A 17,803-nucleotide genomic window follows, 5' to 3' on the forward strand; every position below is an offset into this window, starting at 1 on the left:
CGCATGGCATACCGCGCATTGCTGCTTGAGGAGTGCGCGCCATCCGGCGGCTTTTCATTTGCGCGTCGGCGATCCGCACGACCAGCACTCTGCGCTGCAGAAACTCAGCACGACTGCCCACATCGCGAGGAGCCGACTCATCCACATCAACGTCGGCGTGCTCAAACTCAAGGGTGCCGAACGCGGGGTGGTAGCAGCGGACTGTTTCGCTGCAGATGAGAGATGCTCGCGGTTAGCATGTGTTCCGCGCTGCCGCATATGCGGTGATCAATTCCGCGAAATGGCCCCGAAATCCCTAAACGATGACCACACGAGGTGGGTTGCATGGCCGCCTCGCCGTTCGCGCTCTTTCCGCGATGAGATGGCTCGGTGCTGGCGAACGGCGTGGAGCCGGACCGTTCATCGCGAATGAAAATCCAGGAGAAATGGATGAAGTTGGTGAAGACCTCCGTAGTCGCATGTGCCCTCTCGGCCCTGATAGCGACGCCCGTTCTTGCACAAGGTGCGTCAACCGACGCCAAGACGCGCGGGACCGTGCAAAGCAAGCCCATACAGGGCGGCCTGTCCGGCAGCGAAGATGAGGATATTGGCGCCCAGCAGAGCGCAGCTGGCGAGAAGGTGGGCATGAAGTCAACCAAGGGGACAAAGGGCACGGTCGGCACCGCCGGGAGCGCGGCGCATAAGGGTGTGACCGACGATTCCGCTTCGGGCAGTGTCCCCACCGGCAAGCGCTACTAACGTCGAGACGCAAAACGGCAAACCTCCGGCCGTCCTGCGGCCGGGGGTAGTGCCAGCGCGGAGTATGCGCGGCAGCGGCGCTGAATGACAGCGTTGCGGTTTTGACGCTGAATTCCGGAAGCGCCACGTCATCGGGTATAATCTTCGCGTCGCGGCTGCAGCTTTCGCTGAGCACACCGCTGATGCCCGCCTTGGCGAGACAGTGCCGCTTGTCGGTGATGACATCCTGCAATTTGCGAAAATCGGCCAGAGTAGTAAACGGCAAGACGCGTGGCTGGCGAACCACCGCCGTCGAAAATTCGGCGACCTAACCGGTCGTGACGCAGCCTGCAAGGGAGCCTACTGGCATAGATTGGCGAGTTGGGACCGCTCGCGGTCAAAAATTGAGCTATGGGATAGCTAAGGAGTAGACCCACTGTTATAGCGATTTCATACCCCAGGATGAGTTGATCGCCGCCTTTCCAGATGCGTCGATTGACGAATTGGGTTTCGCCGCGGCCGAGCTGTCAACGATGATCTCATCAACACTGCCCCCGTTTGTAGCAAAGCGGCTGCCGCGCAAGTTCTGGTAGCGCCGCGCGATTACGCCAGCAACTTCCGCTGCCGCGCGTCACATTGCGCTTTGAAAGCAGCGACGAAGACCTCGAGGCCGGCCGGGGTTAAACCGTTCTCAGTGACGAGACCCAGCCGCATAAGGTTAACCGTCTCGATCAGGCTGTCGCCATGAGTGGAACCTCCGCCGAACAGCTTAATGACAATTCTCTGCTCCTTGCGAGTTAGCTTGTTCCAGAGCGTCATATCGGGCATCTTAACGCCTCACGCGAATCGCTGCATGACATGCTGAATTAGCCGATCGCCCAGAGGCGAAATCGTGGCAGCGGCGTCTTCACTGGTGAAGCGCTCTTCCAGCACTCCGAGAGCCTGCGGGTGGCACACGATGCCGGCGCATTGCGCAGCCATGACCTCAAGCGCGTCACGCTCGACACAGGGCAACCGAAGCATCTCCGGCGTGAGCGAATGAACAGGTCGCATCGGAAGCGCGTTCCGTTGACCTTGCCCGTATCCCGCACCAGGCTTCCGGCGAAGGACAGGCGGGCGCGCTGCCCTTAGAGTCGGCCGGATCGGTCTCAGAGCGTTGAACCGCTGGGCGAGCAACGTCCAGGAGAATTCCTCGTTCAGCTTTTCATCGGCGGCATCCTCAGCCGCGATCCAGGCTTTGTCCTCTGCTTGCAGCGATTGGAGCTTATTTTGGGAATGATCAAGAAGATAGAGGCAGAGCGCGACGCCATTGCATCGCCCAAGACTGAGACGGAGCATACGAACGCAAAGAAGATCCAGGATCTGGCCAAAATCAAGAGTATCGGGCCCGAACTTGCGACCACACTTATCGGCGAGGTGTTGTACCGCTCCTTTGACAATCGTAAACAACCGGCGAGCTATGTCGGTCTGACACCGGCGCATTTCCAGAGCGGCGCGATGTGCCGTGATCAGGGGATCAGCAAGGCTGGCAATGGCGAGGCTCGCACGTCATGATCGAGCTCGCCTGGCTGTGGTTGCGGCATCAGCCTGACAGCCCCCTGAGTGTCTGGTTCCGCGAACGTGTCGGCAAACTCAAGGGCCGCATCCGGCGGATTACGATCGTCGCCATCGCACGCAAGCTGCTGATTGCGCTCTGGCGCTATCTCGAGACAGGTTTGGTGCCTAAGGGCGCCATTCTGAAGGCGTGATTAGAACCGCCAAAAGGAGACGACTCAACCTTACTGATTCCAAGGTGGGATGTGTGACCGGCACGACGGCTGGCTGCAACATGCCGCTCGGTAGAAGGGTCCCATTCCCCTTGGAGCCCTGTGCCCTCGCACTGTTGCAAGAGGGATCTTGATACGGGCTCGTCCCGACCGGACATAAGTTTGAAGGCGGCGAGTGCCGCATAGCCAAAGGGCTCCGCCTTGAATTGTTGTCTTTGAACAAACGTCGTCATCGGAACGTCAACGAACGAGGAAAACAAAAAGAGGGATCAGCAGAAAACGTACATTTGCAACGTCGCAATGGCCGGGACGGATCGTAGCTCGGCGCGCGCTTCCGCCGTCAACCCCTCGCGCCTTCCGGCGCGACCCTCCGGGCTCCGGGGGTGACCGCTCAGCGCGGCCAAGCAAAAGAGCCTGCCGTGGGCCATCAATGCAGAACTGCGCTCACTCGACGCGAAGCCTAAACGCAGGAAAAGAAAAAATGTTGATCTCGAAAAACTTCTTGACCCGCGAAGCCTCATATAAGCCGTCGTGCTTCACTTCATGTATCCAGTCCGGTCCTGATAGGACCTCTCTGCCGGCGGTCGCCAGACAAAGCTCGTAAGCCATGCTCATGGGCTGAAATTAGGCATTTTCCGGTAATTTTACGAATCTTGGAACGCACGTGAGCTTGTGACGTCCAGGCTCTGCTCCAATTGAAGCCTCCCGAAGTCCGATCGGAGAACAATTAGCAGGATGGCGGCGTCAGTTCTGCAGCGAGCTGGGCCCTTTTCGTTGCGAGAATGGACAAGTTTGTTCTTCTACAATCGCAAAAGCACTTTCAGGGTGTGTCGTCGAAAACGAAAGAAACTCGACCCCCCTCAGACCCGAGGCGTTAGATCAGGAGCCATGTTTTGCTCGCCAATCTCCGTCATGGCGCGCTCCACTTCTCCCGCGAGCACCCCCAGATGCTCAGCCAGTCTGGCAAACAGCTCTCGCTTCTTTTTATCGGTCGCCAAGTCACGAATCAGGGCGCACTCGGCAGCCTCGGTGCGCAGCTTTTCCAACTGAGCCCGCATGTCTTTCATTGCGGCTACTCGCTCCACTGCCGGAACATTATATCTAATGTCCCAAGAACAGAACTGATTGCCGAATCTTCCTAGGGGCGGGCCCTTTGCGAATCCCAAATACCGCCAAGACCTCGAACGGCCCCGGCCTCAATCAATCTCCAGAATCCTCACCGGCCGGGGCCGCCTTTTCCGTGACGCAAAAGCGATTCAAGCAGATCAGTGGCGCGCTGGATATTCGGCGATCTTGCGATCCCCCTGCCAAAGTTCGACCGCGCAATCGTGTGCGAGCTGCCACGCCCGTTCTCTGGCCGTCTTCTCATCCGCACAAATAATATTGACCCGGCTATCAATGTGCCCATCGGGCCCAAGCAAACAGGCCCTGTACTCTTCCATCGAAGTATTCCCCTCGCTCGGCTTACGACCGGGCGTGGAGACACCCTTAGAATGGCGGGCAGATTCTGTCACTGGGAAAACTACGCAATGTCGGCCGCTCCTGCGTTACATAGGTTCCGCTCTCGTGAAGCTCGAGCCAGCCGCGTTCGACCGCGTGCTTGATGCCAGCGCCGAACTCCGCGCCGGAGGCCTTCAGCGTGTAGAGGAACGGCGCGTTGATCTTCTCGATGTGGATGCGGCCGTCCTGGTCGGACTCGATGCCGCTGGCGATCTCGATCAGCTTGCGGGTCGCGGCTTCGGGATTGGCGCAGGGTCGTTCGTTGGTGAGCTTCATGAACGACTCCTAGCGCGATTCGGGTCAGGAAGGGTGCTCATCAAGTCGACTCTGAAGCGCCGCTCAGCGCACCCACTCAATTTTCGGTAAACCCGCCCTTCTTCTCGGCTTCTGACTACTAGCCTTACATGTATCGCCCTGTCTGTCCGTTGGGGTCAATTGATCATCACCCGTACCGAGCGCGAACTCATCACCCCATTTCGAGGAGTGCTTGACCCACGGCAGAGCCCAATTCAGTGTGCACAGCGGTAGTGCCCGTGAGGGCGGCTATTCAAGGGAATTCGGTGCGTCCGATCTGGACAATGCCGGAGCTGCCCCCGCAACTGTAAGCGGCGAGCCGACGACCATTTAATGCCACTGGGATCGCATGATCCTGGGAAGGTGGTCAAAGGCCACGACCCGCGAGCCAGGAGACTGGTCATGCGCGAATGTCGGGCGGGGTGCTCCGGGGCGTTGGTTACTCCGTCGCTATCTGCTGCATTGGGACGAAAGGCAGAAAGTCGCGGGGAAGGTGTATGACGGTCCAGTTGTACATGGACTGGTCTAACTACGTAGTTGGAAGGCTCACCCGCATCGATGCAGCGAGCGAATCTGAGAAAGCCCGCGTCTCTTAGGAATTCGACTGTCTATGCGAGATTCTGACAAAAGCGAAACCGTCATGCCGAGGCCGGAATTATTCGTATTGTCCGGCGAAGCGTTACAAGGACCAATACTGCCAACCGTTGCCGTGAGTACACCGGCCTCCAACCCAACAATTTCCCATTCTTGCTCAGTTCATTGGCGAACCAAGCCGCTCCTGGACCCAGCTTCTGTATTGGAACGACAAAACCGAGAGCTGATCGAGGCTCGCAAATCAGCGACCGGCAGGGCATGCTATGAAAGCTAATCGGGACGAAGACGAAGGCAATTCCAGATTACCAATCATTGATTTACCGCTCTTGAAGTTTGCGGGGGTATCAGGAGCCAGATCGCCGACGAAGGCGCGTGATTTGCACCTCCAGCGCGCAATAGGTCTCGCACAGCAGCTCAATTATGGTCATGGCTGCCTCCGGACCAGACAGATTCAAGTGGCCGCCCCGTCAGCTTCTCGTCAGGTGGATGCGGCATACGCAACCTACTGATGCTCGTGGAAGAGGCGACCAGTATCGGCGAGCTGGTCGCCCGCGCACTGGCACGAGCTTCGGCGGCACGCGGTGCATGCTCCACGGCGACGCACCGCGTGCCGATTTTTCCACCGTTGTGGCGGCACGGCCTCTCGAATCGCAGGACGGTCGCACCGCTGAGCGCCGGGCCGCAGCGAAGCCATCGAAGGGCTAGCCCCTAGCTAGCCGCACAAAGCTTGGTTTCGTTAATATCAAGAAGAATTCTCTGAAGGTGGCTGTCGAGCCTCTGCTGCGTTGAATGCTTTGCGGACCAGGTCGGTTACAAACCGAAGTGCCTCCTCGTGCGTGACCGGAGGCGAAGGCGGACGGTGCTTACCACCTCGGCGATGGCGAATGAATTGGCGATACGCTTCCTATCCAGGATTATCTCAGCATTGTCGCGTTCAACGATCGGGCCGATGACGATCAGCAGGATCGAGCGATGCAGCGCACAGCTCTACGCTCGCTCCATAATCGTGCCATCAACGTATGGTCATGGCAAATCGTTGCCTTTCGACACTCAAGAAGCTCTCAAAGTCGCAACTTGAATGCCGAAGAATTCTCGTGGCAGCCCTGGGGAACAACTTCATCTTCTCATACGTGCTCTGCGATAAGAGGCTAGATCCTCTGCTTCGCAAGCAAGACCGACGAAGTGCGATGGGGTTTATGCATCGGTCAATCTCTGCAATAAGGCGCCGATGACTCGAAGGCAGCAGCCGTCGAGTGGCTTGTAAAGTGAAATGGGAGACATCGGGTTGCGATTGGATTTTTCGCGCATCAATCAGTCTAAGGCCGTCTTCGATGACATTTATGCCTCGGATGATCCCAGGGCATATTTCTCTGTGCTGGGAGACTTAGACTATATGATTCCGGACGTGGCCGAGCCGGTGGTACGCCAAATTCTGGCAGCGAAAGCTTCGGCAACCGGCCTTACGCCGACCGTGCTCGATGTTGGCTGCTCATACGGCATCAACGCCGCGGTGCATCGGTTTCCGCTGACCTTCGGCGGCTTGCGTCACCGCTACGCGCGACGCGAGATGAGGGCGATTAGTTCCGAGACACTGGTGCGTCTCGATCGCAGTTTCTATGCGTCCTGGCCGGATGTTGGCCTGGCGCGATTTATCGGTCTCGATATATCGGCGCCGGCGATCAGCTATGCAACGGGTGTTGGTCTTCTTGAACAGGGCATTGTCGCCGATCTTGAACGTGAGTCGCTATCGGCGGACAGCGCGCGTGCTATCCGCTCCGCTGATGTCATCATGTCGACGGGTTGCATCGGCTACGTCACCGAAAAGACGTTCAGCAAAATCCTCGATGCAACAGAGAAGCGGCCATGGATCATCTCCTTCGTCCTGCGAATGTTCCCGTTCGATTCGTTGGCTGCGACGTTCGCGAAGCATGGCCTTGTGACGGAACGCCTGACCGGCGCGACATTTATTCAGCGTCGCTTTCGCGATGCGGAGGAGTTCGAAAGTAGTCTGGCCTCCTTGGCGGCTCTTGGCGTCGATGCGAATGGTCTTGAATCGGAGGGGCTGTTTCACGCCGATCTGATCTTGTCCCGCCATGAAGCGGATGCTCACGTCGCCCCCTTGGAAGACATCGTCACTGTCGCCAGCGGCAGGGGGCGGCCGATCGGGCCCCGTTATGTTCATATTGAAGGCAACGAGGGCTTGCAGGTCGCGTTGGAGCCGTGACGGGCTTGTTTTCCGTACACAGCCGCGGGTCTGAGCCAGAGAGCCAGGCAACCAAGCGGATCATGCCCTGACTCCCTTCATGGTCCCTTTCTGTCAGGTCGGTCGTCTACAGGGACGCTTGCTCATGACAGCTTTGCCGATTTCGAATCCATCTGCATCCGTGCCGAATCGAGATCGATGCTGTGTCGAAGTCCTACGATGGATGGAGGACGCAGTGCTGCCGTTTCCAACATATCGCTCGACGCGCAGCAAGGTTCGCTCGTCGCGCTCGTGGGTAGCTCGGGATCTGGCAAGACCACGCTGTTGAAGACCACAGTGTCTTCAGCCGCTTGGCCTCGAAGACGTCCATTCCGCCGAACTTGGCCTTCTATTTGTAATGCTGGCGTCAGATCGGCGACCGAAATGCCGGCCTCGTGCTCCTTCAAGATTCCGAGGATCTGCTCTTCCGAAAAGCGACTGCGGTTATGCTCTGGTCCTCGTCTGGGTCAGAACGAACTTCAAACTGGATTAAGCCCTTGGGGCAAGGTCAACGGCAGTCGTGACAAATTCAGTATTGGGCGAAGCAAACCATTTTCAAGTGCCCTCTTACCCGGAGTACTTAAGCCTGCTTGGTCAGTCGGCCCCACAGCCAGCCCGAGAGCATCAACGCTAAGGCTGCTCCGACCAGCTGCGCCGCGATGAAGGCGAGGACGCCGCCTGGCGCAATCCCAGCGAAGGTATCCGACAGCGAGCGTGCTATCGTCACGGCGGGATTGGCGAATGAGGTCGAGGCCGTAAACCAATAGGCTGAGGTGATGTAAAGGCCGACTGCGTAGGGGACGGCGCTTGGCGCGCGGGCGATGCAGCCGAAGATCGTGAGCAAGAGGCCGAACGTTGCGACGCCCTCGGCAAGCCACTGTCCAGTCCCGGTCCGCGTCGTCAGCGACGATTGCCAGAGCGGCAGCTCGAACATCAGATGCGCCAGCCATACGCCCGCGACGCCACCAGCAACTTGGGCGAGGATGTAGAGGCCGGCGCCGGCCCACGGCAACTCGCCGCGCCAGGCAAAGGCCACCGTGACAGCGGGATTGAAATGCGCGCCCGAGAGCGGGCCGAAGATCAGAATCAGCACGACCAGAATCGCGCCGGTTGGAATGGTGTTGCAGAGCAGTTCCAGCGCGACGTTCCCGCCCGCGAGCTTCTGGGCCATGATTCCCGAGCCGACCACTGCGGCGAGCAGGAAGGCCGTACCGAGCCATTCGGCGACGAGGCGCCGGCTGAGCGAGGGCATCAGGCCGCCGCCGGGCCGCGCGGATCGGCGACCCGCTCGCCGTCTTCCTTGACGAACAGGCCGTGCTGTGGCGGCAGCAGGTTCACCACCATCTCCGACGGCCGGCACAGCCGCACGCCATTCGGCGTCACCACGATCGGCCGGTTGATCAGGATCGGATGCGCCATCATTGCATCCAGCAGTTCGTCATCGCTCAGCTTGGGGCTGCCGAGTCCAAGTTCGGCGAACGGCGCGCCCTTCTCGCGCAGCAGATCGCGCGCTGAAATGCCCATCTGGAGAATCAATTGCTTGAGCAGCACTCGCGACGGCGGCGTCTTCAGATATTCGACCACATGGGGCTCGATGCCGGCATTGCGGATCATCGCCAGTGTGTTGCGCGAGGTCCCGCAATCGGGGTTGTGATAGATGATGACATCCATGGCCGGGCTCGCTAGCAACAGGCGGAAGCCGATTTTGTCTCGGCCTGCGGCGCACAGCATGAGGCTGCCTTTTCATGCGCGACGCGGGCCTGATTCTCGCCGCTACCATCGCCATAGACGGTGCTTTCGCCGGTCGTATGGAAGGTTTCCCACGCGATGCCGGCGGGATCGTCAATCCAGGATTTTTCGGACTTCGCATAGCAGCAGGTAGTGGCTCCCTGCTCGATAATATCGCCGCCGGCCCCGCGCAGGCGCGCATAGACCTCATGTAGCTCATCGGTATTCTCGACCTGTATGCCGAGATGATCGAGACCGGGCTCTCGTCCACGCGTTGAAATCGCGAAATTGACCCTCGGGTCTTCTAGCATCCACTTCGCATAGTCGGATTTGACCACTGTCGGCTGCGCCGCAAACAGGGCCGAGTAGAAGCCGACGGAGCGGGAGATATCCTCGACAGAGACATGAACGTGGAGGCGCTTCATGGCGTATCCTTTCAGGCCTGGATTCTGGTGCGTTTGCGCGTTGGCTCGCAGGAGGCGGCAGGCGCGCAAGAGGCGCCGCCGCAGCAGTTTTTCGTGAGAAAGCCGAGCAGGGCGTTCATCGTGTCGAACTGCGCAGCATAGATCATTGAGCGGCCTTGGCGGCGGACAGTGACGAGGTCCGCCATTCGCAGCCGGTCGAAATGAAAGGTCAGCGTATTGGGCGCGAGACCGAGTGCCTCGGCGACGGCGCCGGCCGGCATACCCTCAGGACCCGCCTGAACCAGGAAGCGGAAGACATCGAGCCGATTGTCCTGCGCGAGCGCTGATAGCGCCGTGACTGCATCTTTCTTTTCCATATTTCAACGAATATAGAAATAATTTGCGAGCGTCAAGAATGTCTATTTTGGGATTGGAAGGTAGGTTGCCGGCCAATGGCTAGGCTTTCTTGGCCGTGAACACTGAAAACGACAGGAATTTTGAGGGGGGAGATAGCGCGGTGGGCGTCGAAGAAGAACCCGTAGCCTGCGGCGATCTGCGAGAGCTTCTTTCCTTCGAAGCCTTCGGCCGACCAATCAATTTCGCGCAGTGAGCACGCCCGCGCTTTCGATGCGAATATGGGTCACTGCCGCTCGCAAAAGGGGCGATCGAAACTGGCATTGTGTGAGATGACGAGCGCCGCGCCGTCGGCGAACCCGAGACTTCTACAGGATGGATCGCGGCTCCTGCCAGCATCGCGTCCGTGATGCGCGTCAGCTCTGTGACCTGGGCAGGAATTGGGGTGCCGGGATCCCGTAAGGAGCTGAATGGCCTTCCCACCGAGCGGCCATTCGAATACGTCGCCGGCGACGTAGTCGGTTGCGGGACGAGGGCCGGCAACGAGAGGGGGCTGCATGCGCCGAAGGATCTGGCAATTACCGTCGACTAGAGAACCTTCGCCGTCCGTTCGGCCCCGTTCGTCCTCGGAGCGCGCGGTGCCGCCGGGAGGCGGAACAGAGGCAGCAGCCTCATCCTTGGCATGCTGGTCATATGGACGCTCCGGCCAGCGACGGCGATCGTGCCTCAATCCCTTGATGTCTGCATTCGCCGGTTGAGGACGGGGTTTGCGCGCGAATGTCAGGCTTGAGACGAATGTCCCAAACGTGACGCGCGCACCCAATACGAGGCGCTAGAGATCCTCCGATTTTCAAGCGGCACGCTGCTTGCTTCATTCGTGCCGTCGTCACCGACGTTGGCTTCACGGCGCTCGGCTGAACTAGAGGGCGCAGCGGAGTGTTTGATGAGATCTGGAGTTCGCTCTTGGAGAACCACAAGAATTGCGCTTTTCGTAAGCTGCGCAGCCAATTCGGCTGGGTTTCGGCCACTAAGAGCCCGCGGCGAACAATGGCTTCCAATTGCGCCTGCCCGGAAGCTAGTCCCGTAATCGCAACCATCAACGCCGGGTCCTGAACGCAGCTGAGGCGACAGCATTTGCCCGTTCCTAATTATGCGAGGGCAACAATGATATAACGCGAGAAATTTGCGACCTGGCCACACATCTTCTTTGAAGCAATACGGCAACTCGGCGTGCCAGCGGAAGACGTCGCAAGGTGCGCGACTAACGATCGAAACGACCAGTGGGGTCTTTGGCCTTAGCGCTTTCTCGATATCTCGAAAGTCGCACATCTCGCTTCGAGACGCGGCTGCGCTGAACGATCAGTCGCCTGTTCAAACCGTGCTCGAAGTGCGCACACGAAATCGCTCCTTCGGAGAAAGAGGTTGTTGGAAAGTCGTTACATGCCACGTATCGGAATGGTTGCGTTGGCCAGTCAACAGTATCTGGCGATCGCGTTCATCTATTCGGCCATTCCGGTGATCCTCCGGGGCAACGGTGCCAGCCTGGAACTCGTCGGCTTGTATAGCACGGCATTCGTTGCCTTCACCGTGAACTTTCTTTGGGCCCCGGTCGTGGATCGATGGAGCCTCAATCGTCTCGGGCTGAGACGTTCATGGTTACTAGTGACTCAAGTCGGCAGTACCACTGTGCTGGCAGCGATGGCATTTTTGAACCCGAAGACCGATTTCGTGCCGGTGTTTCTTGTCTCCCTCATGCTTGCGACCATTGCCGCCACACAACGGATCGCAACCTTGGGCTACATGGCGGACGCCCTCGATTCCGGAGAGCGGCCGCTCGGGGCCGCGCTGCTGGGTTGGGGTCGGGTCATCGGACACGTGATCGGCGGCGCTGTCTGCCTCCAATTGATTGAGATTGTCGGTTGGCGTCCGGGTTTGCTGGGGCTGGCGCTGCTGCTCGCCGTTTTCGTTGGATGGGTGTTTGCCATTCCTGAACCGCTCCTTTGCAAGGACAGGCTGCGCCCGCCGCGGCACCTGTCTGTCTTTGCGGTCCTACGCAACAACGACCTGTGGACGACGGCAGCATTGATCGCGCCCGGCGTTATCGGAATCGCTGTGGCCTTCGCAACGGTGCAGTTGCGGCTCGTCGACATCGGCTTTGCCGCGGCAGATATCGGCTGGATCGGAGCGCTCTCGAACGCATTCACGTATATGATCATTGCCCCGCTGACCAGCGCGATCCTGACGCGAGTGGCGCCGCACCGAGGGTTGATATGGGGCTGCGCTGTCTTGGCCATCGGTTTTGGAGGGCTTTGGACTGTCGATGGCTATTTGGGCGTAAGCATGAGCGCTGTCGCGAGCGTTGGGATGGTGTTCGCGGCACTCGCCGTCCAGCACGTCATATTCACGAGCTGGTTTCTCGGACTCGCCAGGCCAGGCAAGGCGGGTACAGATGTAACGTTCCTGACATCAGTAATGTCGGCGTTCGCATTAGTGGGCTTCGCCGCGAGCGGGTTTGTCGCGGCCAGATTCGGCTACGGGATTACTCTGATAATGCCGGGCGTCGGTTATGCTCTATCCGCCTTGCTCGCTGCGACATTGCTTCGCCAATCTGCCTCCGCAGCGCCTGGCGAGGATGGATGATAGGGCGCGCGCACTGATGTGGGCGCTTATCAGGAGCCGTAGCACGGCGGCGGCGAGGATGACGATGGCCTAGCGTCCGATGCATGCACAACGCGGAATCTGTTCCAGTAGGAAAATGCCTAACCGCAGTTTGGGCTATGTGGCGAGAGTTGGCTTGAGGCCAAGCCACATTAGCGCCATAGGGGACATCTTGGAGTTGTTGAACATCTGAAAAATACCAAGAGCTTACCAAGCCGCCGTCCGCCTGGTTGTCTTTTCTCGCTTCTGCGCTGGATGCAATCGACTGGCAGCCATAAGGAGGCGCATCGATGGTGCCAGAGCCGCACTCGGATAGCGCTACACTAGCGCTGAGCCACTCGATGTCATTGCTACCGCCATTTACCGGATGTCGGGCGTACGGTCACGTCCCAAGCGGGCGCTGCGGTGTTCCGGTGGCGGCCGCAAAGCGGGAGGGGCGAATTCATCTCCGTGGTCGATCAGAGGCGTTAATCTGCCAACGCGGGTTCTGGGCAAGGACCGGATCTGCCATCAGTGTCGCCGGCCGTGTCCGTCGCCACGAGTGCAACAACAAAGGACGCATTTGCAAGGGCGGATTTAGAAAGGAAACGTCCAAGTTGTTTAGCTTGACGACATCGGATTATGCGGCTGTTGCAGCTACAATGTCTGACGAAACGTGTCCGCGGCCACTGCGCTTAACGTCTTAGAGCCGCTCGTCGGCCCGTCGCTTGAGTGAGCGTGCGTTGTTTCCATCAATCGCCGCGGTCAAGCCGACGCTTGCGCCTATCAGGACGCTGGTAGCGACCCTGCCGAAGGAGCGTTGAGCGCTCGCATGACCCGTTCCGCGGCGGCGTGCTTCGCATCGGCCTTTTCGACTGGCGCGCCGAATAGAACGGCGAATTCGTCGCGGGATGTTGGGTAAGGCGAGATGGGCGCATTCGCAAGCGAACCGGGCTCTCGTGAACCGGACCGCCGAGGCGTTCCGGCCATTCGGCGTCGATCCCTTGCGCCTTTCATTGGCGCTGCCGCGCCGGGGTTCATGACGCGCTGCCGCGCGCGTTCGCTAAGGGCTCTGCCCCTCGCGCCGCGCAAGGACACGCCCAAAAAGGTTGGCGCAGCTTCGCTTACCTTGCACGAACTATTTTCGCGGTTCTTCGAGCAGCGGCATGGCTCGGATCCAAACCTGCTCCTCACGGCGCTTGTACTATCGTCTATTCGTTTGAGGGTGAGGCGTTGTCGCGAAGCGAACCCGAGCTGCCTGCGCTGGGTGAGTTTGTCGCTAGATCCGCCCAGGATTTATGCGGTTGTAGCCGAACTCAAGCAGCGCGATCTCGTGCAGCAGCGGCGCAGTCTGCGCATGTCAAACAACTGATCCTCGGACCGGTCACTAGCCAAAGTCTTAGAGCTGTATCGCAATTATGAAACGCAAAGTTTTGGTCGATCAAAGGGTTTTCAACCAAAAGCGGCAAATAGGATTAGCAAATAGCTAGTGTTCGCTTTTTGCGGCTGGGCCGCGAAACTCGCGCCTGTCACGCCGCAAAACTGCATCGTCCAGCAATAGACAGCAGGAATAGTGTCGCGGATCCGGAGGATATTTTGGCCGTCAAACGGGCAAACCGACTCGCGAATTTCTATCTCAATAGTTTCAAGCATGCCAAGCCGGACGAACCTGCCTACAGAGTACGAGGGCATACATAGAGAGACTCCATACTCTCTAAGCCGAGACCCAGCGGGATACTGGCAATACTCGTTCGCTTTCGGAGGTAGGATCAGATCCGGCAAGATCCAAGCGCGCTTGGGGCTGCTCGCAGTTCGGCGAGTTCAAATGCTAATTGATCGTCTTCTCAGGCAGAAACATGCGGATCACTGACGCGATGATCTTCGACAAGGCTTTAGGCTGCCAGTCTTGGACCCGCTGAGTATTGGTCAGTGAGTCCGAGGTTCGAGGCTTGGTTCGCCCCAGGTACCATCGAAGATCAACAACGTTCATACGGTCACCAACATGGGTCCACGGCAGCCAAGCCATTCGAGCAAGGGCAATTCAGGTTCGTCGAATCATGTTGAGAAGCGTTGCCCTGCGTTCATTTGCGCTGCACTTGTGCACAAGCCTTCGGTTCACGTCGGAAATCCCCGCCTGGCGCCCAAAGACACAGTCATAGAATACACCGTCATCTCGCGTGGAGATTGCTCTTGTCCCGGGAATGCCGCGGTTTCCCAGAGTCGCCGCCGGACACCGGCCTGCCTGCCGCATTTTCGGCAACGAGCCGGCTGGCGAGGTCATGGACGTGCATCGTCGGTCATTGCGCCGAGGTCGACATCGCTTGGGGTCTGGCAGCGGGAGCAACGAATCTCCAGCCATGAATAGCAGCCACTGATCGCCTGGTCGATCGTCGGGGACGAATCGATCGGCTCGCCATCGGCAGGGGAGCCTGTCCGCGGTCCTGATGAGCACTTCGCCCTTTGCGTGGTATCGGCGGATTGCGCGGCTAGAATGTTGGTCATTCTAGATTTCGACGGTCCGGCCGCAGCGGCGACATGCGACCCGCCGCAGCTGCGCTGGATGTTGAACAGACGGCGCTTTTGGATAGGGTTGACGGCCCGCCTGGCGTCGGCGGAAACATCGTTCAGAACGGCCTCCAGTATTCGGGAGGCATCTCGTCGGCCGGGCGGACCGCGCCGACACCGGCACGCTTCTCCGGATCGGCGCCTCCGTCGTCAGTTTGACCCTCAGGGGCGGCACATGCGCCAACTCGCGGGTCCATCGGAGGCCATCCGTTATCAAAGAGTCGAGGGGGAATTAGAACCGAACTCAAAAGGCCTCTCTAAGCTACCCTGAGATCGCGCTATGTCATGGCTTGTTTCGGGAACCCTAATTATAAATAGGAATTTGGCCGACCAGCTTTGGTTTTTATGAAGCGCAGCGATCTCAGCCCTACGATCCTGGAGTCCCTGAAGCGGCTGCCGCCGCCGTACGATTCCCACTACGGAATCGTGACGCCGGCTCCGCCGGAGAAGGGTGTCTTCGCCCCTGGGGCCACAAAAGCCTTAGAGGCCGCTCAAGCAATGTTCGGCAAGGTCAATGCGCCGCCGTCCAGATGAAGGACCCCTACATCGTCAGCCGCGTGTTGACCAGACGCGAGGCGGTTAGTTCCTCTTCGATCGAGGGTACGCATAGTACTCTCGACGAACTGCTTTCCGTTGAGGAAACGGGCGACGATGGCGCGAGGCGCGAAGCGCGTCAGGTGAGAAACTATGCCGAGGCGCTCGATGGATTCATTCCGCTTGCCGGCAAAGGACGAGTACATGCTGATCGCGCTTGGCAAAGACGTATGCCGCACGTCGCCGATCGATGTCAGCTAAAAAGCTTCAGGGGCGGCTGCGAGCCGCTAGACGCCGAGCGCTTTCTTCAGTGCGGCCACCAGCGCCGCGCGTTTTTCGTTGGGCAGCTTGATTGAGCTGGCGCCATTTGACGGCCGGAAGATCGGGCACCCCGGGCAGCCCAAGCAGATCCCACTCCGGCGCGCCTTGTTCGAAGCTGACTAGAAAATTCCGGTGCGCGTCCGGCATGTCGGCCACGATCGCCCTGATGATTTCCTCACGCGTTGCTTCCAGTTCGGCAAGCGGGACGGGCTCTTCGATCATCCCGACAAAGCCGTGTTCGTAATCCTCCTTCATATCTCGGCGCGGCGGATCGAGGACTTCCGCCATCGGCCTGTGGTGGCTGAGCATGTACACGACGAAGGCCTTTCGCAGATCGTCGGTGATGCCCTCGTTGGCGAGCAAATCGCGCACGTCGAAGAAGTCGCGCGGATGCTGGCGGTCCAGCGCGGCGACCAGCTTTCCACCATAGAGGTCCGCGTGCGAGACAACCTGGATCTCGGCGAAGCCGAATTCGTCCTCGACGGTATCGGTCACGGATTGCGTTTTGGCGGGATAGACGCAGCCGCGAAGGACCGGCGGGATTTTGACGGTTGCGGCGCCGAGCTGGACGAATAGCTTGTTGATGCGCCCTTCGGCCAAGCCCTCTGTGACTTGGCACCCGCCGATTTGCGCCTTGATGCGGCCGGCGATGCGCCTGAGCGCGGCCTCGATCTCCTTGAGCGATTGGTCGCGCGGCTGCACCGGCAGATAGGTGAGGTCGATATCGACCGACAGGCGGGGCAGGTCGCGAATGAAGAGATTGATCGCGGTCCCGCCCTTGAGCGCAAAGCAGTCTTCCTGCGCGACCAGCGGGACGACGCGGATCAGCAGTGTAACCTGTCTGCGGTATTGGTCGCTAAACGGCATCGAGCCCTTTCGGAACGGTGATTTGATAGGTGCGGTCGAGCACGCCGCCTTTGACCAGCATGCGCTTGCCGCTTCCGAGATCGACGTGATCCTTGTTTATCTTGTTTTTCCAGGCATGCGATTGGCGATCGGCAAAGAAGAAGAACAGCCGCTTGGCTTTCACGCTTTGGCAGGCTTGTAGCAATGTCTGCATGCGCCTGGGGCTTAGGGTCGAAAGGCTCTCGACCAGCTTGTCCACGGTCTCGAAGCTCTCGTGATCGGGAAGCTCGTCGAGTACTTCGAGCAGCGCCCGCTCCGGCGATGAAACCACCAGCGGCCAGCGCCATTGCCCCCATGACTGGATGACGAAGCCCTTTTCGGCCGCTTCCTTCTCGGCCGCGGCGTTGGCGCGGTCGAGATCGCCTTTGGGCGGCAGGCCCGCTTCCGGCGAGAAGAGCTTAGCGCTGTTGTGGAAGACGAAGCGGACGGAGAGGGGAAGCTTCGAGAGCCAACCGGCGGCGCGGAAGGTCCGAAGAGATGAACCTGCTGCGTGGCGCGAGGCAGGTAATGCTCGTAGCCTTGAAGCGCGAGCGCCGTTCGGCCGCCGACGGCCAGCGGCGTGCGGTAAAGAAGCGTCTGAAGGGATATGACGGCTTGCTCCCAGCTTAGGGCGCCGCGCGGCTTTCGGTACACGCGGCCGGCCGGCCGTTCGAGGTAGCCGGCCGCGACATACTTGCTGACGAGGCTGGTGGCGTAGCCGTGCTTGCTCAGCCAGGCGGCGTCAACGAGCAGCCCCTCCGGGAGATCCCGGCGGAGCTTGTTTAGTTTTCCTGGTAATTGCGTCGTCATACTACGCAAAATAGCATAAAACCGCATACTAGTTTAAGCTTCGGTCGATTTAAGTAGCGATAGTACGTAAAAATGACGTCCTATAAACCGATCGTCGGCCCGTCCGCCGCAGGTCACGAATACTGCGGCCTAATTTTGGAGACAGAAAACTAGGCTACGGAGCGAAGAACGCGCTGTAGTCTCCCTCCTGGACGAGGCCCAACGTGTCGTCGCGCAAGGCGGACGGGCCATCGGAGGGGACGGCCCAGCGGATGTCTTCCTTGGTTGCGCGGCAATAATCGGGCTCATGCGCTCCAACAGAGCGGGAAGCTTGCGACAAACTCATCTGTACGTCCGAATCTCCAATGAGAGGATCGATATGCGCCAATCCACAAAACTACAATGTGGATTGGTCGGATTAGACCGGAGCATAGCCAGGATTGAGGGTGCTGAAGTCCTGCCGCGTCACCACG

General features: G+C 59.3%; 15 protein-coding genes, 3 pseudogenes and 1 riboswitch. Of the genes and pseudogenes, 6 read left to right on the plus strand and 12 right to left on the minus strand.

All coding sequences use genetic code 11. From position 1 onward, the window contains the following. Positions 1 to 429 precede the first annotated feature (429 nt). Positions 430 to 738 carry a hypothetical protein gene (locus ACNJYB_RS05580; protein ID WP_439373082.1) on the plus strand — a complete coding sequence of 103 codons (309 nt, stop codon included), beginning with the start codon at positions 430 to 432 and terminating at the stop codon, positions 736 to 738. Between the two features lie 582 nt (positions 739 to 1,320). Here the strand turns inward: ACNJYB_RS05580 and ACNJYB_RS05585 are convergent. Continuing rightward, entirely contained in the window at positions 1,321 to 1,545 is a 225-nt protein-coding gene (locus tag ACNJYB_RS05585; RefSeq protein ID WP_439373083.1) for a hypothetical protein, read from the minus strand. Positions 1,546 to 1,554: 9 nt separating this feature from the next. Then, on the minus strand, positions 1,555 to 1,770 hold the full coding sequence (locus ACNJYB_RS05590; RefSeq protein WP_439373084.1) for a hypothetical protein: 216 nt from the start codon (positions 1,768 to 1,770) through the stop codon (positions 1,555 to 1,557). A gap of 198 nt (positions 1,771 to 1,968) precedes the next feature. Here ACNJYB_RS05590 and ACNJYB_RS05595 point away from each other — a divergent pair. After that, positions 1,969 to 2,465: pseudogene (locus ACNJYB_RS05595) on the plus strand (transposase); the annotation flags it as partial. 878 nt (positions 2,466 to 3,343) lie between these two features. Here ACNJYB_RS05595 and ACNJYB_RS05600 read toward each other — a convergent pair. Next, positions 3,344 to 3,550 carry a hypothetical protein gene (locus ACNJYB_RS05600; protein WP_439373085.1) on the minus strand — a complete coding sequence of 69 codons (207 nt, stop codon included), beginning with the start codon at positions 3,548 to 3,550 and terminating at the stop codon, positions 3,344 to 3,346. A gap of 421 nt (positions 3,551 to 3,971) precedes the next feature. Beyond that, positions 3,972 to 4,259 carry a hypothetical protein gene (locus ACNJYB_RS05605; protein WP_439373086.1) on the minus strand — a complete coding sequence of 96 codons (288 nt, stop codon included), beginning with the start codon at positions 4,257 to 4,259 and terminating at the stop codon, positions 3,972 to 3,974. Between the two features lie 228 nt (positions 4,260 to 4,487). Then, a riboswitch (cobalamin riboswitch) is annotated at positions 4,488 to 4,696 on the plus strand. A gap of 1,445 nt (positions 4,697 to 6,141) precedes the next feature. Between ACNJYB_RS05605 and ACNJYB_RS05610 the strand changes: the two genes are divergently transcribed. Together ACNJYB_RS05610 and ACNJYB_RS05615 are read left to right on the plus strand one after the other, a co-directional pair. Then, positions 6,142 to 7,095: a class I SAM-dependent methyltransferase gene (locus tag ACNJYB_RS05610; protein ID WP_439373087.1), complete on the plus strand. Its 954-nt coding sequence runs from the start codon at positions 6,142 to 6,144 to the stop codon at positions 7,093 to 7,095. 198 nt (positions 7,096 to 7,293) lie between these two features. Beyond that, a pseudogene (locus ACNJYB_RS05615) lies at positions 7,294 to 7,368 on the plus strand (hypothetical protein); the annotation flags it as partial. Between the two features lie 25 nt (positions 7,369 to 7,393). On the opposite strand, the pseudogene ACNJYB_RS05620 reads toward ACNJYB_RS05615, so the two are convergent. From ACNJYB_RS05620 to ACNJYB_RS05640, 5 genes and pseudogenes are all read right to left on the minus strand, one after another. Continuing rightward, a pseudogene (locus ACNJYB_RS05620) lies at positions 7,394 to 7,532 on the minus strand (IS3 family transposase); the annotation flags it as partial. A gap of 161 nt (positions 7,533 to 7,693) precedes the next feature. Beyond that, the gene (locus tag ACNJYB_RS05625; protein ID WP_439373088.1) at positions 7,694 to 8,365 is read right to left on the minus strand and encodes an aquaporin; all 672 of its coding nucleotides are present in this window, start codon (positions 8,363 to 8,365) and stop codon (positions 7,694 to 7,696) included. Next, positions 8,365 to 8,784, minus strand: coding sequence for an arsenate reductase (glutaredoxin) (gene arsC / locus ACNJYB_RS05630; protein WP_439373089.1), 420 nt, complete (start codon positions 8,782 to 8,784; stop codon positions 8,365 to 8,367). Before arsC ends, ACNJYB_RS05625 begins: the two co-directional genes overlap by 1 nt. A gap of 11 nt (positions 8,785 to 8,795) precedes the next feature. Continuing rightward, the gene (locus tag ACNJYB_RS05635) at positions 8,796 to 9,266 is read right to left on the minus strand and encodes an ArsI/CadI family heavy metal resistance metalloenzyme (protein WP_439373090.1); all 471 of its coding nucleotides are present in this window, start codon (positions 9,264 to 9,266) and stop codon (positions 8,796 to 8,798) included. Between the two features lie 11 nt (positions 9,267 to 9,277). After that, positions 9,278 to 9,622, minus strand: a complete 345-nt coding sequence (locus tag ACNJYB_RS05640) for an ArsR/SmtB family transcription factor (RefSeq protein WP_439373091.1) — start codon at positions 9,620 to 9,622, stop codon at positions 9,278 to 9,280. A gap of 1,417 nt (positions 9,623 to 11,039) precedes the next feature. On the opposite strand from ACNJYB_RS05640, the gene ACNJYB_RS05645 reads away from it, so the two are divergent. Continuing rightward, positions 11,040 to 12,239 (plus strand): MFS transporter, encoded by a 1,200-nt coding sequence (locus ACNJYB_RS05645; RefSeq protein WP_439373092.1) that lies wholly within the window; start codon positions 11,040 to 11,042, stop codon positions 12,237 to 12,239. Positions 12,240 to 15,331: 3,092 nt separating this feature from the next. Next, positions 15,332 to 15,691 carry a Fic/DOC family N-terminal domain-containing protein gene (locus tag ACNJYB_RS05650; protein WP_439373093.1) on the plus strand — a complete coding sequence of 120 codons (360 nt, stop codon included), beginning with the start codon at positions 15,332 to 15,334 and terminating at the stop codon, positions 15,689 to 15,691. Here ACNJYB_RS05650 and ACNJYB_RS05655 read toward each other — a convergent pair. The 3 genes from ACNJYB_RS05655 to ACNJYB_RS05665 are packed head-to-tail and all read right to left on the minus strand — an operon-like array spanning position 15,603 to position 17,378. Continuing rightward, entirely contained in the window at positions 15,603 to 16,523 is a 921-nt protein-coding gene (locus ACNJYB_RS05655) for a nucleotidyl transferase AbiEii/AbiGii toxin family protein (RefSeq protein WP_439373094.1), read from the minus strand. The genes ACNJYB_RS05650 and ACNJYB_RS05655 overlap by 89 nt on opposite strands. Then, positions 16,513 to 16,833, minus strand: a complete 321-nt coding sequence (locus ACNJYB_RS05660) for a type IV toxin-antitoxin system AbiEi family antitoxin domain-containing protein (RefSeq protein ID WP_439373095.1) — start codon at positions 16,831 to 16,833, stop codon at positions 16,513 to 16,515. The genes ACNJYB_RS05655 and ACNJYB_RS05660 overlap by 11 nt, the downstream gene beginning before the upstream one ends. Continuing rightward, on the minus strand, positions 16,728 to 17,378 hold the full coding sequence (locus ACNJYB_RS05665) for an AbiEi antitoxin N-terminal domain-containing protein (protein WP_439373096.1): 651 nt from the start codon (positions 17,376 to 17,378) through the stop codon (positions 16,728 to 16,730). The genes ACNJYB_RS05660 and ACNJYB_RS05665 overlap by 106 nt, the downstream gene beginning before the upstream one ends. Positions 17,379 to 17,803: the final 425 nt, after the last annotated feature.

It is taken from the genome of Bradyrhizobium sp. SMVTL-02 (genome assembly GCF_051853005.1).
In the GTDB taxonomy this organism is placed as follows: Bacteria; Pseudomonadota; Alphaproteobacteria; order Rhizobiales; family Xanthobacteraceae; genus Bradyrhizobium.